The organism is Pseudomonas sp. zfem002 (genome assembly GCF_032621685.1).
Classification (GTDB): Bacteria; Pseudomonadota; Gammaproteobacteria; order Pseudomonadales; family Pseudomonadaceae; genus Aquipseudomonas; species Aquipseudomonas japonica.
The window spans coordinates 93,905-109,190 of record NZ_JAVYJH010000006.1 but is presented as its reverse complement, the minus strand read 5'-3'; the positions used below and the strand labels follow the sequence as shown (position 1 = coordinate 109,190).

At 62.0% G+C, this 15,286-nt stretch carries 14 protein-coding genes; 11 read left to right on the top strand and 3 right to left on the bottom strand.

All coding sequences use genetic code 11. The features are described from left to right. Nucleotides 1-5: 5 nt before the first annotated feature. The 7 genes from apaG to RTI28_RS10310 all read left to right on the top strand — a co-directional run bounded on the left by apaG (nucleotide 6) and on the right by RTI28_RS10310 (nucleotide 8,059). On the top strand, nucleotides 6-386 hold the full coding sequence (apaG, locus tag RTI28_RS10340) for a Co2+/Mg2+ efflux protein ApaG (protein ID WP_316920365.1): 381 nt from the start codon (nucleotides 6-8) through the stop codon (nucleotides 384-386). Then, nucleotides 386-1,231 carry a symmetrical bis(5'-nucleosyl)-tetraphosphatase gene (locus RTI28_RS10335; protein ID WP_316920364.1) on the top strand — a complete coding sequence of 282 codons (846 nt, stop codon included), beginning with the start codon at nucleotides 386-388 and terminating at the stop codon, nucleotides 1,229-1,231. Before apaG ends, RTI28_RS10335 begins: the two co-directional genes overlap by 1 nt. Nucleotides 1,232-1,263: 32 nt before the next feature. Further along, a complete protein-coding gene (gene glpE / locus RTI28_RS10330; RefSeq protein ID WP_316920363.1) occupies nucleotides 1,264-1,593 on the top strand; it encodes a thiosulfate sulfurtransferase GlpE in 330 nt (109 codons plus the stop codon). Between the two features lie 281 nt (nucleotides 1,594-1,874). Next, a complete protein-coding gene (locus tag RTI28_RS10325; RefSeq protein ID WP_316920362.1) occupies nucleotides 1,875-3,797 on the top strand; it encodes a PrkA family serine protein kinase in 1,923 nt (640 codons plus the stop codon). Between the two features lie 141 nt (nucleotides 3,798-3,938). Then, nucleotides 3,939-5,210: a YeaH/YhbH family protein gene (locus RTI28_RS10320; protein ID WP_316920361.1), complete on the top strand. Its 1,272-nt coding sequence runs from the start codon at nucleotides 3,939-3,941 to the stop codon at nucleotides 5,208-5,210. Then, nucleotides 5,207-6,769, top strand: a complete 1,563-nt coding sequence (locus tag RTI28_RS10315) for a SpoVR family protein (protein WP_316920360.1) — start codon at nucleotides 5,207-5,209, stop codon at nucleotides 6,767-6,769. Before RTI28_RS10320 ends, RTI28_RS10315 begins: the two co-directional genes overlap by 4 nt. A 60-nt stretch (nucleotides 6,770-6,829) precedes the next feature. Then, nucleotides 6,830-8,059 (top strand): multifunctional CCA addition/repair protein, encoded by a 1,230-nt coding sequence (locus RTI28_RS10310; RefSeq protein WP_316920359.1) that lies wholly within the window; start codon nucleotides 6,830-6,832, stop codon nucleotides 8,057-8,059. Between the two features lie 13 nt (nucleotides 8,060-8,072). On the opposite strand, the gene folK is transcribed toward RTI28_RS10310, so the two are convergent. Beyond that, nucleotides 8,073-8,585: a 2-amino-4-hydroxy-6-hydroxymethyldihydropteridine diphosphokinase gene (folK, locus tag RTI28_RS10305; protein WP_316920358.1), complete on the bottom strand. Its 513-nt coding sequence runs from the start codon at nucleotides 8,583-8,585 to the stop codon at nucleotides 8,073-8,075. Beyond that, the gene (gene folB, locus RTI28_RS10300) at nucleotides 8,576-8,932 is read right to left on the bottom strand and encodes a dihydroneopterin aldolase (protein ID WP_042123928.1); all 357 of its coding nucleotides are present in this window, start codon (nucleotides 8,930-8,932) and stop codon (nucleotides 8,576-8,578) included. The genes folK and folB overlap by 10 nt, the downstream gene beginning before the upstream one ends. A 75-nt stretch (nucleotides 8,933-9,007) precedes the next feature. Here folB and plsY point away from each other — a divergent pair, with 75 nt between their 5' ends. Continuing rightward, the gene (plsY, locus tag RTI28_RS10295; protein WP_316920357.1) at nucleotides 9,008-9,577 is read left to right on the top strand and encodes a glycerol-3-phosphate 1-O-acyltransferase PlsY; all 570 of its coding nucleotides are present in this window, start codon (nucleotides 9,008-9,010) and stop codon (nucleotides 9,575-9,577) included. A gap of 26 nt (nucleotides 9,578-9,603) precedes the next feature. Here the strand turns inward: plsY and tsaD are convergent, their stop codons facing one another. Then, on the bottom strand, nucleotides 9,604-10,629 hold the full coding sequence (tsaD, locus tag RTI28_RS10290; RefSeq protein WP_316920356.1) for a tRNA (adenosine(37)-N6)-threonylcarbamoyltransferase complex transferase subunit TsaD: 1,026 nt from the start codon (nucleotides 10,627-10,629) through the stop codon (nucleotides 9,604-9,606). Between the two features lie 202 nt (nucleotides 10,630-10,831). Between tsaD and rpsU the strand changes: the two genes are divergently transcribed. The 3 genes from rpsU to rpoD all read left to right on the top strand — a co-directional run bounded on the left by rpsU (nucleotide 10,832) and on the right by rpoD (nucleotide 15,274). Continuing rightward, nucleotides 10,832-11,047, top strand: coding sequence for a 30S ribosomal protein S21 (gene rpsU / locus RTI28_RS10285; protein ID WP_002551877.1), 216 nt, complete (start codon nucleotides 10,832-10,834; stop codon nucleotides 11,045-11,047). 323 nt (nucleotides 11,048-11,370) lie between these two features. Then, complete coding sequence (gene dnaG / locus RTI28_RS10280; RefSeq protein WP_316920355.1) at nucleotides 11,371-13,356, top strand: DNA primase; 1,986 nt, start codon at nucleotides 11,371-11,373, stop codon at nucleotides 13,354-13,356. A gap of 67 nt (nucleotides 13,357-13,423) precedes the next feature. Beyond that, nucleotides 13,424-15,274: an RNA polymerase sigma factor RpoD gene (rpoD, locus tag RTI28_RS10275; RefSeq protein WP_316920354.1), complete on the top strand. Its 1,851-nt coding sequence runs from the start codon at nucleotides 13,424-13,426 to the stop codon at nucleotides 15,272-15,274. Nucleotides 15,275-15,286: the final 12 nt, after the last annotated feature.

Genomic DNA, 15,286 nt, shown 5'->3' with positions numbered 1-15,286 from the left:
CCCGCATGTCCGATCCCCTGTATCAGGTCGACGTCAGCGTCGTCACCCGCTTCCTTCCAGAGCAGTCGCAACCCGAAAATGACCGCTACGCCTTTGCCTACACCATCACCGTGAGCAACAACGGCACGCTCCCCGCCAAACTGCTGTCCCGCCACTGGGTCATCACCCACGGCAACGGCAAGGTGGAGGAAGTACGCGGGGATGGCGTGGTCGGCGAACAACCACTGATCGCACCGGGCCAAAGCCACACCTACAGCAGCGGCGCGGTCATCTCATGCAAGGTTGGCACCATGGAAGGCAGCTACCAGATGTTCGCCCAGGACGGAACACGCTTCGAGGCCGATATCGCACCGTTCCGTCTCGCCGTACCTGGAGCCCTGCACTGATGGCGACCTATGCCGTCGGCGACCTGCAGGGCTGTCTCGAGCCGCTCAAGTGCCTGCTCGAGCGGGTCACCTTCGACCCGGCGGTGGACCGCCTGTGGCTGGTCGGCGACCTGGTCAATCGGGGTCCGCAATCCCTGGAAACCCTGCGCTACCTCTACGCCATGCGCGAGTCGCTGGTGTGCGTGCTGGGCAACCACGACCTGCACCTGCTGGCGGTGTGGCACAACATCGAACGCCTGAAGAAAAGCGACACCCTGCGTGAAATCATCGAGGCGCCGGACGCTCCCGTGCTGCTCGATTGGCTGCGCCGGCAAAAGCTCCTGCATTTCGACGAGCCCCGCGGCACCGTGCTGGTCCACGCCGGCATTCCACCGCAGTGGACCCTGGGCAAGGCCCTGGGACTGGCTGCGGAGGTCGAGGAAGTCCTGCGTGACGACCTGCGCATCAAGCAGTACCTCGACGGCATGTACGGCAACGATCCCGTCAAGTGGAACAAAGACCTGACCGGCGTGGACCGCCTGCGGGTCATCACCAACTACTTCACGCGCATGCGCTTCTGTACTGCCGAGGGCAAGCTCGACCTCAAGGGCAAGGAAGGTGCCGATACCGCGCTGCCCGGCTACAAGCCCTGGTTCGCGCACAAGGAGCGGCGCTCACGGCATGTGAAGATCATCTTCGGCCACTGGGCCGCACTCGAAGGCCGCTGCAACGCACCCGGCGTGTTCGCCCTCGACACCGGCTGCGTCTGGGGCGGCGCCATGACCCTGATGAATGTCGACAGCGGCGAGATGCACCGCTGCGAGTGCAAGGACAAGGATGCGCCAGCGACCGCCACAAGCAGCTAGAATGGCCCGTCATTGTTGAAGGAACCGCCCCCATGAGCGAATTCAAACGCATCCCTCCCGAACAGGCCCAAGCGCTGCGCGAGCAAGGTGCGGTCGTGGTCGACATTCGCGACCCGCAAGCCTACGCCAACGGCCATATCACTGGCTCCAGCCACCTGGACAACCACTCGGTGGCCGACTTCATCCGCAACGCCGACCTCGATGCCCCGACCGTAGTGGTCTGCTATCACGGCAACTCCAGCCAGAACGCCGCGGCCTACCTGGTCAGCCAGGGGTTTTCGAACGTCTACAGCCTCGACGGCGGCTTCGAGCTGTGGCGCGGCACCTTTCCCGCGGAAACCACTCAAGGCACTGCGGAATAATTTTTTTCCTGCCCCGCAGCCCGCGTCCCGCGCGGGCTCGCGCCTGACCAGACGAACGGTCATGGCGAAACTATCCGCCATCCAACCTTGACCTCCCGGATTACGAACTATCCTTAAGCCCAGGCCATCCAAAAAGGGGAGAGCCGGTACACCGGCGTGCGGGTCATCGGTAGCGAATTCAAGGTGTTCTGGGGGGTATACAGCAATCGTCCATATCGATTGCATGCCAGCATCAGCTGACTGATCCGGCGTCGGCTCCACGTATCGAGCGAGGTGACGTCATGAGTATTTTTAGCCACTTCCAACAACGCTTCGAGTCCACCCGCCAGGAGGAGCTCTCGCTACAGGAGTACCTGGAGCTCTGCAAGAACGACCGCAGCGCCTACGCTTCGGCGGCCGAGCGTCTGCTCATGGCCATCGGCGAGCCGGAACTGGTCGACACCTCGAACAACTCCAGGCTGTCGCGAATCTTTTCCAACAAGGTGATTCGCCGCTACCCGGCGTTCGCCGATTTCCACGGTATGGAAGAGTGCATCGACCAGATCGTTTCCTACTTCCGGCATGCCGCACAGGGCCTGGAAGAGAAGAAACAGATTCTGTATCTGCTTGGCCCGGTGGGTGGCGGTAAATCGTCCCTGGCGGAAAAACTCAAGCAACTGATGGAAAAGGTGCCCTTCTACGCGATCAAGGGTTCGCCGGTGTTCGAATCGCCACTGGGGCTGTTCAACGCTGCCGAGGACGGTGCCATCCTGGAGGAAGACTTCGGCATTCCGCGGCGCTACCTGAACACCATCATGTCACCCTGGGCGACCAAACGCCTGGCCGAGTTCGGCGGCGACATCAGCCAGTTCAAGGTGGTCAAGCTGTACCCGTCGATCCTCAACCAGATCGCCGTGGCCAAGACCGAACCGGGCGATGAGAACAACCAGGACATCTCGGCCCTCGTGGGCAAGGTGGATATCCGCAAGCTGGAAGAATTCCCGCAGAACGACGCAGATGCCTACAGCTACTCGGGCGCACTGTGCCGGGCCAACCAGGGCCTGATGGAATTCGTCGAAATGTTCAAGGCACCGATCAAGGTCCTGCACCCGTTGCTCACCGCTACCCAGGAAGGCAACTACAACAGTACCGAAGGCCTGGGCGCGATCCCCTACTCCGGGATCCTGCTGGCCCACTCCAACGAATCGGAATGGCACAGCTTCCGCAACAACAAGAACAACGAGGCCTTCATCGACCGGATCTATATCGTCAAGGTGCCGTACTGCCTGCGCGTCAGCGACGAGATCAAGATCTACGACAAGTTGCTGTTCAACAGCTCCCTGGCCAAGGCCCACTGCGCACCTGACACCCTGAAGATGTTGGCCCAGTTCACGGTGCTGTCGCGCCTGAAGGAGCCGGAGAACTCCAACATCTACTCGAAGATGCGTGTGTACGACGGCGAGAACCTCAAGGACACCGATCCGAAGGCCAAGTCGATCCAGGAGTACCGCGACGCCGCAGGTGTCGACGAGGGCATGAACGGCCTGTCGACCCGCTTCGCCTTCAAGATCCTGTCCAAGGTATTCAACTTCGATCCGCATGAAGTCGCCGCCAACCCGGTACACCTGCTCTACGTGCTCGAACAGCAGATCGAGCAGGAACAGTTCCCGGCCGAGGTTCGCGAACGTTATCTGCGCTACCTGAAGGAATACCTGGCACCGCGCTACATCGAGTTCATCGGCAAGGAAATCCAGACCGCCTACCTGGAGTCCTACAGCGAGTACGGCCAGAACATCTTCGACCGCTACGTGCTGTACGCGGACTTCTGGATTCAGGACCAGGAATACCGCGATCCGGAAACCGGCGAGATCCTCAATCGCATCGCCCTCAACGAAGAACTGGAAAAAATCGAGAAACCGGCCGGCATCAGCAATCCGAAGGATTTCCGCAACGAGATCGTCAACTTCGTCCTGCGTGCCCGGGCCAACAACAACGGCAAGAACCCGACCTGGCTCAGCTACGAGAAACTGCGGGTGGTCATCGAGAAGAAAATGTTCTCCAACACCGAGGACCTGCTGCCGGTCATCAGCTTCAACGCCAAGGCGAGCAAAGAGGATCAACAGAAACACAACGACTTCGTCACGCGCATGGTGGAACGCGGCTATACCGACAAACAGGTTCGCCTGCTCTCGGAATGGTACCTGCGGGTCAGAAAGTCCCAGTAAAAGCGGCAAGCTACAAGCCACACGTCGTCAGCCGTCCGCGGTGTGCCGTTGCACACCGTACGGCGGATGACTGTGGCGGATGCTTTTACTTGCAGCTTGTAGCTAGAAGCTTGCAGCTGTATCCCAGCTACCGGAGGGCCCATGAGCTACGTCATCGACCGACGCCTGAACGGCAAGAACAAGAGCACGGTCAACCGCCAGCGCTTCCTGCGGCGTTACCGTGACCACATCAAGAAAGCCGTCGAGGAAGCCGTAAGCCGCCGTTCCATCACCGACATGGAGCATGGCGAACAGATCAGCATCCCCGGCCGCGATATCGACGAACCCGTACTGCACCATGGCCGTGGCGGCAAGCAAACCGTCGTCCACCCGGGCAACAAGGAATTCACCGCCGGTGAACACATCCCCCGACCACAGGGCGGCGGCGGTGGGGGCGGCCGCGGCAAGGCGGGCAACTCCGGCGAGGGCATGGACGAGTTCGTCTTCCAGATCACCCAGGAAGAGTTTCTCGAATTCATGTTTGAAGACCTCGAACTGCCCAACCTGGTCAAGCGTCACCTGACCGGCACCGATACCTTCAAGACCGTGCGCGCCGGGATCAGCAACGAAGGCAACCCGTCGCGAATCAACATCATCCGTACCCTGCGCTCGGCCCACGCGCGACGCATTGCCCTGTCCGGCAGCAGTCGAGCACGCTTGCGCGAGGCGCGAGAGGAGCTGGCACGGCTGAAACGTGAAGAACCGGACAACTTCGGAGATATCCAGGAGGTCGAGGCGGAGATCGAACGGCTGATCGCACGCATCAATCGCATCCCGTTCCTCGATACGTTCGACCTCAAGTACAACCTGCTGGTCAAGCACCCCAACCCCAGCTCCAAAGCGGTGATGTTCTGCCTGATGGACGTCTCCGGCTCCATGACCCAGGCCACCAAGGACATTGCCAAGCGCTTCTTCATCCTTCTGTACCTCTTCCTCAAGCGTAACTACGACCGCATCGAGGTGGTGTTCATCCGCCATCACACCAGCGCGCGCGAGGTAGACGAAGAAGAGTTCTTCTACTCGCGGGAAACCGGCGGCACCATCGTCTCCAGCGCCCTGAAGCTGATGCAGGAGATCATGGCCGAACGCTATCCGGCCAATGAATGGAACATCTATGCCGCCCAGGCTTCGGACGGCGACAACTGGAACGACGATTCGCCAATCTGTCGGGAGATCCTCAGCAAGCAGATCATGCCGTTCGTCCAGTACTACACTTACGTCGAGATCACCCCCCGCGAACATCAGGCACTGTGGTTCGAGTACGAACGCATCGGCGAAGCCTTTCCCGATACATTCGCGCAGCAACAGCTGGTGTCGGCCGGCGATATCTATCCGGTCTTCCGTGAACTCTTCCAGCGCAGGTTAGTGACATGACCGCCAGAGAGAAGCGCCAACCCCTATCCACCGGGTCCGAGTGGACGTTCGAACTCATCCAGGCCTACGATCGCGAGATCAGCCGCCTGGCCGAGCGCTACGCCCTGGATACCTATCCCAACCAGATCGAAGTCATCACCGCCGAGCAGATGATGGATGCCTACGCCTCCGTAGGCATGCCGTTGGGCTATCACCACTGGTCCTACGGCAAGCATTTCCTCAGCACAGAAAAATCCTACAGCCGCGGCCAGATGGGACTGGCCTACGAGATCGTGATCAACTCCGATCCGTGCATCGCCTACCTGATGGAAGAAAACACCATCTGCATGCAGGCCCTGGTGGTGGCTCATGCGTGCTACGGGCACAACAGCTTCTTCAAGGGCAACTACCTGTTCCGTACCTGGACCGACGCCAGTTCGATAATCGACTACCTGGTTTTCGCCAAGCAGTACATCACCCAGTGTGAAGAACGCCATGGCATCGACGCCGTGGAGGACCTGCTCGACTCCTGCCACGCCCTGATGAACTACGGTGTCGATCGCTACAAGCGCCCCTATCCCATCTCCGCCGAGGAAGAGCGCCGGCGGCAGAAGGACCGTGAAGAACACATGCAGAAGCAGATCAACGATCTGTGGCGGACCATTCCGAAAAGCGCTGACAAGATCAGCGAAAAGGACACGGCGCGCTTCCCCGCCGAACCCCAGGAAAACATCCTCTACTTCATCGAGAAGCACGCACCATTGCTGGAGCCCTGGCAACGCGAGGTGGTGCGCATCGTGCGCAAGATCGCCCAGTATTTCTATCCACAGCGCCAGACCCAGGTGATGAACGAAGGCTGGGCCACATTCTGGCACTACACCCTGATGAACGACCTGTACGACGAAGGCCTGGTCACCGACGGCTTCATGCTGGAGTTTCTCCAGTCCCACACCAGCGTGGTGTTCCAGCCAGGCTTCGACAGCCCGTACTACAACGGCATCAACCCCTATGCCCTGGGGTTCGCCATGTATACCGACATCCGCCGCATGTGCGAGAACCCCACGGAGGAAGACCGCCGCTGGTTCCCGGACATCGCCGGCAGCGACTGGCTCTCGGCTATCAAGTTCGCCATGAGCAGCTTCAAGGACGAGAGCTTCATCCTGCAGTACCTCTCGCCCAAGGTGATCCGTGACCTGAAGCTGTTCAGCATCCTCGATGATGACCAGCGCGACGATCTGCTGGTCCCGGCCATCCACGACGAAGGCGGCTACCGCATCATCCGGGAAACCCTCGCGGCGCAATACAACCTCGGCAACCGCGAGCCCAACGTGCAGATCTGGAGTATCGACCGCCGCGGCGACCGCTCCCTCACCCTCCGCCACCAGCAACACGACCGCAAACCGCTGGGCGACTCCACCGAGGAAGTGCTCAAGCACCTGCACCGCTTGTGGGGCTTCGACATCCACCTGGAAACCCTGCAGGGCGATCAGGTGATGAAGACCCACCACATACCACCCAGGGGTGAACACGGCGAAGGGGGCGACCACGGTCGTCTCGATCTGGCCGTCGTGCACCTGTAACGCCAGCAGCCTCCGTGATGTCACACAGGTTATCCTGTGGGGTATCTACGGAGGTTTTTCATGCAGATCTACAAAGTCGGCGGCGCGGTGCGCGACCGTCTGCTCGGCCGACCGGTCACCGATAACGACTGGGTTGTGGTCGGCGCCACCGCCGAACAGATGCAAGCCTTGGGCTATCGCCCGGTGGGTAGCGATTTCCCGGTGTTCCTGCACCCGAAGAGCGGTGAGGAATACGCACTCGCCCGTACCGAACGCAAGAGCGGCGTGGGCTATGGCGGCTTCACTTTCCACGCCAGCCCGAACGTCACCCTCGAACAGGATCTGATTCGACGCGACCTGACCATCAACGCCATGGCCGAAGATGAGCATGGCAACCTGACCGATCCCTACCAAGGCAAACAAGATCTCGATAGCCGTCTTTTGCGCCATGTTTCTCCGGCGTTCGCCGAAGATCCTCTTCGTGTCCTGCGGGTCGCACGCTTTGCCGCGCGCTTTGCCGGCCTCGGCTTCAGCGTGGCGCCGGAAACCCTTGAACTGATGCGTCAGCTGAGCGACTCCGGTGAGCTGCAAGCCCTGACCCCGGAACGTAGCTGGAAGGAGATTTCCCGGGCGTTGATGGAAGATCATCCCCAGGTATTCATCCAGGTCCTGCGTGACTGCGGCGCGCTGAAGCAACTGATACCGGAAGTGGATGCGCTGTTCGGCGTGCCACAACCTCCCGCCCATCACCCGGAGGTCGATACCGGCGCCCATACCCTCTCGGTGCTGGAACAGGCAGCCCGCCATGGCCAGCCCCTGACCGTGCGTTGGGCCTGCCTGCTTTACGACCTGGGCAAGGGCGCCACGCCGGAAGCCGAATGGCCACGGCATATCGCCCACGAACACCGGGGATTGAAGCTGATCGACGCGGTCAACCAGCGCTTCAAGGCACCTCGCGACTGCCAGGAACTGGCGATGCTGGTGGGCGAGTACCACACCCACGGCCATCGCGCGCTGGAGCTTCGCCCCACTACCCTGCTGGAGTTGCTGCAGCGGTTCGACGTCTACCGTCGTCCACAGCGGTTCGAAGAGTTCATCGTTGCCTGCGAGATGGATGCCCGCGGCCGACTCGGCCTGGAGGATCGTGATTATCCACAGGCTGATTTTCTGCGTGGTGCCGCCGAAACGGCGCGAAAGGTCGCGGTAAAGCCGCTGGTGGAACAGGGCTACAGCGGTCAGGCCTTGGGTGAAGCGCTGAAGAAAGCACGCCTGAATGCGCTGAAAACCTACAAGGAAAGTGCCGGCGGCTGAGCCGGCCTTTCTCTCAAACGCCCGGCGTCAGTTGCTGGTCCTGCCAGAAGAACGAGACCGGCGCCAGGACCTGATCGATCCGCGCCTCGCCCCACAACTGCGCCATGCTCTTGCCCGCCCCCGGATGCATGAGCTGCGGCGCGATCAACGACAGCGGCCAGAGCACGAAGGCGTTCTTGAGGATCTCGGCACGGGGCAGGACCAGGCCATCGAAATTGCCGTGCAGGTCACCGTACATCAACACATCGATGTCCAGCGGCAGGCCCTTGCGCTCCGGGGCGTAGCGGCCGTTGTCGGCCTCGATGAACTTGAGTCGGCGGTCCAGCTCGATCAGCGGCAGATCGGTCAGGCCGGTCACCACCAGATTGAAGAACGGCCCACTCTTGATTCCCACCGCCTGGCTTTCGAACACCGGCGAGCAGTGCATCTGCTGGAGAAAGCCGGCCAGCGCGTCGAGACCAGCGCAGAGGTGCCGCTCGCGCTCGACATTGCTGCCGAGGCCCAGGTAAACCCGTGTCAGAGGCATCCGCGCTCGATCTCCACGCCAACCCCGCCAGTGGCCGCGGGGACCGCGCCGGGCTTGGTCAGCTTCAACTGCAGCCAGGGAATGTTGAATTCATCCATCAGTACCTGGGCCAGGCGCTCGGCGAAGGTTTCCACCAACTGGAACTGCGCCTGTTCGGCGAACGCCTGGATGCGCGCCGAAACGCTGGCGTAGTCCAGGGCCAGGGTGAGGTCGTCCCCCGCCGCCGCCGGACGGTTATCCCAGGCAAACCGCAGGTCCAGCCGCAGACACTGGCGAATGCCGCGTTCCCAGTCGTAGGCACCGATCACCGTATCGACTTCCAGCCCCTCGATGAACACTCTGTCCAAGCACTTCTCTCCACAGCACGACAAGGGCGCCTTGCGCCGTTAGAATCTGGGGCGTCCTTGCCCGGAATAGTTAGCATGTTTTGGTTACTGGCGTTGTTCGCCTACCTGCTTGGCTCTCTGTCCTTCGCCATCGTCCTCAGCCGCCTGAGCGGCAGTCCCGACCCGCGCATGAGCGGTTCAGGCAATGCCGGCGCCACCAACATGCTGCGGCTGGCGGGGCGGAAACTGGCGATCCTGACCCTGCTTGGCGACCTGTGCAAGGGCCTGGTGCCGATCCTGCTCGCCCAGATGGCGGGTCTGGACCAACAGCAACAAGCCTGGATCGGCCTCTGCGCAGTGCTCGGCCACCTGTTTCCGCTGTATTTCCGTTTCCGCGGCGGCAAGGGTGTCGCCACCGCCGCCGGCATGCTCCTCGGCCTGTATCCACCGGCCGCCCTGCTGGCCATCTGCAGTTGGCTGCTGACCTTCTATCTCACCCGCACCAGCTCTCTGGCCGCGCTGATCGCCACGCCCCTGACCCTGCCACTGCTGGCCTGGCGCGAACCGGAGGCGCTGCTGCCGATGACGGTTCTGACCCTGCTCATCGTCTGGCGCCACCGCGGCAATCTACGCGACCTGTTCGCCGGGCGCGAACGGCACTTCTAAGCCTCGGACACGAGCCCGGCTCGGGCTCAGATCGCCTGCAACTGCTCCATCGGCCAACGCGCCTGGACGCTGATCGCCAGGGTTTCCTGCTGGCCCGCGGCAAGGCGCTGGCAACCGGCGTAGGCGATCATCGCGCCATTGTCGGTACAGAATTTCGGACGAGCGTAGAACACGTTACCCTTGAGCCCGGCGGTCATTTCTTCCAGCGACTCGCGCAAGGCCTTGTTGGCGCTGACGCCACCAGCGATCACCAGGCGCTTGAGCCCGGTCTGCTTGAGGGCGCGGCGGCATTTGATGGTCAGAGTCTCCACCACCGCCTGCTGGAAGGCCAGCGAGATGTCGCAGCGGGTTTGCTCGCTGTCGTCGCCGGCATTGCGGCATTGCTGCCAGGTATTCAGGGCAAAGGTCTTCAGCCCGCTGAAGCTGAAATCCAGGCCCGGACGATCGGTCATCGGTCGCGGGAAAACGAAGCGTCCCGGCACACCCTGAGTCGCCAGGCGGGCGATTTCCGGACCACCGGGGTAGCTCAGGCCGATCAGCTTGGCGGTCTTGTCGAAAGCCTCGCCGGCGGCGTCGTCCAGCGACTCGCCGAGCAGTTCGTAGCGACCGATGCCATCGACCCGCACCAGCTGGGTGTGGCCGCCGGACACCAGCAAGGCGACGAACGGAAACTCCGGCGGTTGCTCCTCGAGCATTGGCGCCAGCAGATGACCTTCCATATGATGCACACCCAGCGCCGGGATCCCCCAGGCGAACGCCAACGCCTGGGCACAGGACGCGCCGACCAGCAGCGCACCGACCAGGCCCGGGCCGGCGGTGTAGGCAATGGCATCGATGTCGGTGGCGACGCAGTCCGCCTCGCCCAGCACCTGACGGATCAGCGGCAGCATGCGCTTCACATGGTCGCGGGAGGCGAGCTCCGGCACCACGCCGCCGTAGACGCGGTGCAGGTCGATCTGGCTGAACAGCGCGTCGGCCAGCAGGCCGCGCTCGCTGTCGTAGAGGGCGACGCCGGTTTCATCGCAGGATGTTTCCAATCCCAGTACTAGCATGGGTCCTTGCCTTCTCGAGGCTGAATTCGAAGGCGCGCATGATAGTCCCCGCTCCCGATGCCGACCAGCGGTTTTCGATCAGAGGCTTTGCATTCCGCCCGGCTAAGGGTTAACATCCGCAACCCTTAAAAACCGACGTACTCCAGTGCACATTTTCTGCCACGAGTTCGTTGACCCCGGTAATGAATGAAGGTAGCTCTGGATGCCAGCCGTCAAAGTTAAAGAGAACGAACCCTTCGACGTAGCTCTGCGTCGTTTCAAGCGCTCCTGCGAAAAAGCCGGTGTACTGGCTGAAGTTCGTAGCCGCGAATTTTACGAGAAGCCGACTTCCGAGCGTAAGCGCAAAGCAGCTGCTGCTGTTAAGCGTCACGCCAAGAAAGTTCAGCGCGAACAGCGCCGCGCCGTTCGTCTGTACTGATACAGACGTTCGTCGCAAGCTTCTGCCTCGCCCGGCCCAAAGCCGGGCTGCCGGCAGTTGATTTTGCTGTTCACTCCAGCCACGACACCTGTCGTATCGCCGGAGACGCCCAGACTGGTTCCCAGCGCGGGCAGCCTGCCCTGATCGTCAGAACTGGCTTCAACGCCAGCCGTGCACGTCACTCCTGACGAGCCCTTACGGGTTACCGACGAGCACATCTTCTTCCGTTTCTTGCGTTTGCCATTCGACCTCGCTTCGAATGCACCGTCGTTCCCGCAGCATTAGCGATAGACTTTCGATGATCGCCTGATGACGAGAGAGCCATGGCCGGGCTGATACCCCAGAGTTTCATTGACGACCTTCTCAACCGCACCGACATCGTCGATGTGGTGAGTTCTCGCGTGCAGCTGAAAAAGGCCGGCAAGAACCTCACCGCCTGCTGTCCCTTCCACAAGGAAAAGACACCCTCCTTCAGCGTCAGCCCGGACAAGCAGTTCTACTACTGCTTCGGTTGCGGCGCCGGCGGCAATGCCCTCGGCTTCATCATGGACCACGACAACCTGGACTTTCCCCAGGCCGTCGAGGAACTGGCGAAAGCGGCCGGCATGGAAGTCCCCCGCGAAGAAGGCGGCCGCGGTCACAAACCGCGCCAACCCACCGACTCGCCGCTGTATCCGCTGCTCAGCGCCGCCGCCGAGTTCTACCGCCAGGCCTTGAAGAGCCACCCGACCCGCAAGGCCGCGGTGGCGTACCTCAAGGGCCGCGGGCTGTCCGGGGAAATCGCCCGCGACTTCGGCCTGGGTTTCGCCCCGCCCGGCTGGGACAACCTGTTCAAGCACCTGAGCAGCGATACCCTGCAGCAGAAGGCCATGATCGACGCCGGGCTGCTGATCGAGAACGCCGAGACCGGCAAACGCTATGACCGCTTCCGCGACCGGGTGATGTTCCCGATCCGCGACAGCCGCGGTCGGGTCATCGCCTTCGGCGGCCGCGTCCTTGGCGACGACAAGCCCAAGTACCTCAACTCCCCGGAAACCCCGGTGTTCCACAAGGGCCAGGAGCTGTACGGGCTGTACGAGGCGCGCAAGTTCAATCGCAACCTCGACGAGATCATCGTCGTCGAGGGCTACATGGACGTCATCGCCCTGGCCCAGCAAGGCTTGCGCAACGCGGTGGCGACCCTGGGCACGGCGACCAGCGAGGAGCACCTCAAGCGCCTGTTCCGCGTGGTGCCCAGCGTGCTGTTCTGCTTCGACGGTGACCAGGCCGGCCGCAACGCCGCCTGGCGCGCCCTGGAGGCTACGCTGTCGAGCCTGCAGGACGGGCGCAAGGCGCGCTTCCTGTTCCTGCCCGAGGGCGAGGACCCGGACAGCCTGGTCCGCGCGGAAGGCACCGACGCCTTCCGTGCACGGATCAACCAGCATGCCCAGCCGCTGGCCGATTACTTCTTCCAGCAACTGACCGAAGAAGCCGACCCGCGCTCGCTGGAAGGCAAGGCGCACATGGCCACCCTCGCCGCGCCGCTGATCGACAAGGTGCCGGGTGCCAACCTGCGTGCGCTGATGCGCAACCGCCTGAAGGAAATCACCGGCCTGGACAACCAGCAGGTCGAACAGCTGGCCCAGAGCGCACCGCGGGAAATGCCGCCGGCCTACGACCCGGGCCTCGACTACGACGCAGTCCCCGACTACAGCCCGGACTACAGCGATTTCCACCATGCCGAGCATTTCCAGCCACAACCGCAACAGCAGTGGACGCCGAACCAGGGTGGCGGACAGAAAAAGAAATGGGACGGCAAGCCGTGGGACAAGAAAGGTGGCAAGCCCTGGGATCGCAACGGCAAGCAACAGAATCATCCGCCGCGGGTGCCGACCTCGGTCGAACCACCGACGCTCAGCGCCCTGCGCACCTTGCTGCACCACCCCGCGCTAGCCCGCAAGGTCGAGGACGCCAGTCATTTCGCCGACGAAGAACACGTCTACGCACAGCTTCTGGTGGCACTGCTCGAAGCGCTGCAAAAGAATCCTGAGCTACGCTCACTACAGCTGATCGCGCGCTGGCACGGCACCGAACAGGGACGTCTGCTGCGGGCACTGGCGGAAAAGGAATGGCTGATCGATGCCGACAACCTTGAACAACAGTTTTTCGACACTATAACTAGCTTGTCCGCTCGCCAACGCGAGCGCAGCCTGGAACATCTGCTCCGCAAAGCACGTCAGAGCGAATTGAGCGCAGAGGAAAAAAATCAGCTGCGCGACCTGCTCAGTCGCAATGTTCCCGCACAAACCCCGACCTCAACTGGCGCGTGAGGTCCATGCTCGGGTATAATCCTCGGCTTGTTTTTTGCCCGCCAAGACCTTCAGTGGATAGGGTGTTATGTCCGGAAAAGCGCAACAGCAGTCTCGCATCAAAGAGTTGATCACCCGCGGTCGTGAGCAGGGCTACCTGACTTACGCGGAGGTCAACGACCACCTGCCGGAGGATATTTCAGATCCGGAACAGGTGGAAGACATCATCCGCATGATCAACGACATGGGGATCAACGTATTCGAGAGTGCTCCGGATGCGGATGCCCTTTTGTTGGCCGAAGCCGACACCGACGAAGCCGCGGCCGAAGAAGCCGCCGCTGCGCTGGCGGCTGTGGAAACCGACATCGGTCGCACCACCGACCCGGTGCGCATGTACATGCGCGAAATGGGTACCGTCGAACTCCTGACCCGTGAAGGCGAAATCGAAATCGCCAAGCGGATCGAGGAAGGTATCCGCGAAGTGATGAGCGCTATCGCCCACTTCCCCGGTACCGTCGAACACATCCTCGGCGAATACGATCGCGTCACCGCGGAAGGCGGTCGCCTGTCCGACGTCCTGAGCGGCTACATCGATCCGGATGACAGCATCGCGGCTCCGACCGAGATGCCACCGCCCGTCGACACCAAGGCCGCTGCGGCCGAAGAGAGCGACGACGACGAGGAAGAAAAGGACGAGAGCGGCGACGACGAGGAAGAGACCGAAAGCGGTCCCGATCCGGAAGTTGCCCGCCAGCGCTTCGGCGCTGTCGCCGAACAGCTCGAAGCCACCACCAAGGTCCTGAAGAAGCACGGCCGCGACAGCAAGCAAGGCGTTGCCGAACTGCTGGCCCTGGCCGAGCTGTTCATGCCGATCAAGCTGGTGCCGAAGCAGTTCGAAGGCCTGGTCGAGCACGTACGCAGCTCCCTGGATCGCCTGCGTGCCCAGGAACGCGCCATCATGCAACTGTGCGTCCGTGACGCGCGCATGCCGCGTGCCGACTTCCTGCGTCTGTTCCCGAGCAACGAAGTCGACCAGACCTGGAGCGGCGACCTCGCCAAGCGCAGCACCAAATGGGCCGAAGCCCTGGGTCGCCTGGATGCCGACATCGTGCGTTGCCAGCAGAAGCTGGTCGACCTCGAAGCCGAAACCGGCCTGACCATCGCCGAGATCAAGGACATCAACCGTCGCATGTCGATCGGTGAAGCCAAGGCTCGTCGCGCCAAGAAGGAAATGGTCGAGGCCAACCTGCGTCTGGTGATCTCGATCGCCAAGAAGTACACCAACCGCGGCCTGCAGTTCCTCGATCTGATCCAGGAAGGCAACATCGGCCTGATGAAGGCGGTGGACAAGTTCGAATACCGTCGCGGCTACAAGTTCTCGACCTACGCCACCTGGTGGATCCGCCAGGCGATCACCCGTTCGATCGCCGACCAGGCGCGTACCATCCGTATTCCGGTGCACATGATCGAGACGATCAACAAGCTCAACCGTATTTCCCGGCAGATGCTCCAGGAAATGGGTCGCGAACCGACCCCGGAAGAGCTGGGCGAGCGCATGGAGATGCCCGAGGACAAGATCCGCAAGGTACTGAAGATCGCCAAAGAGCCGATCTCCATGGAAACCCCGATCGGTGACGACGAAGATTCGCATCTGGGCGACTTCATCGAGGACTCGACCATGCAGTCGCCAATCGATGTCGCCACCGTCGAAAGCCTCAAGGAAGCTACCCGTGACGTGCTCTCGGGCCTGACCGCACGCGAAGCCAAGGTGCTGCGCATGCGTTTCGGTATCGACATGAACACCGATCACACCCTCGAAGAAGTCGGCAAGCAGTTCGACGTGACCCGCGAGCGGATCCGTCAGATCGAAGCCAAGGCGCTGCGCAAGCTGCGTCACCCGACCCGAAGCGAGCATCTGCGCTCCTTCCTCGACGAGTAACACGAGAAACCC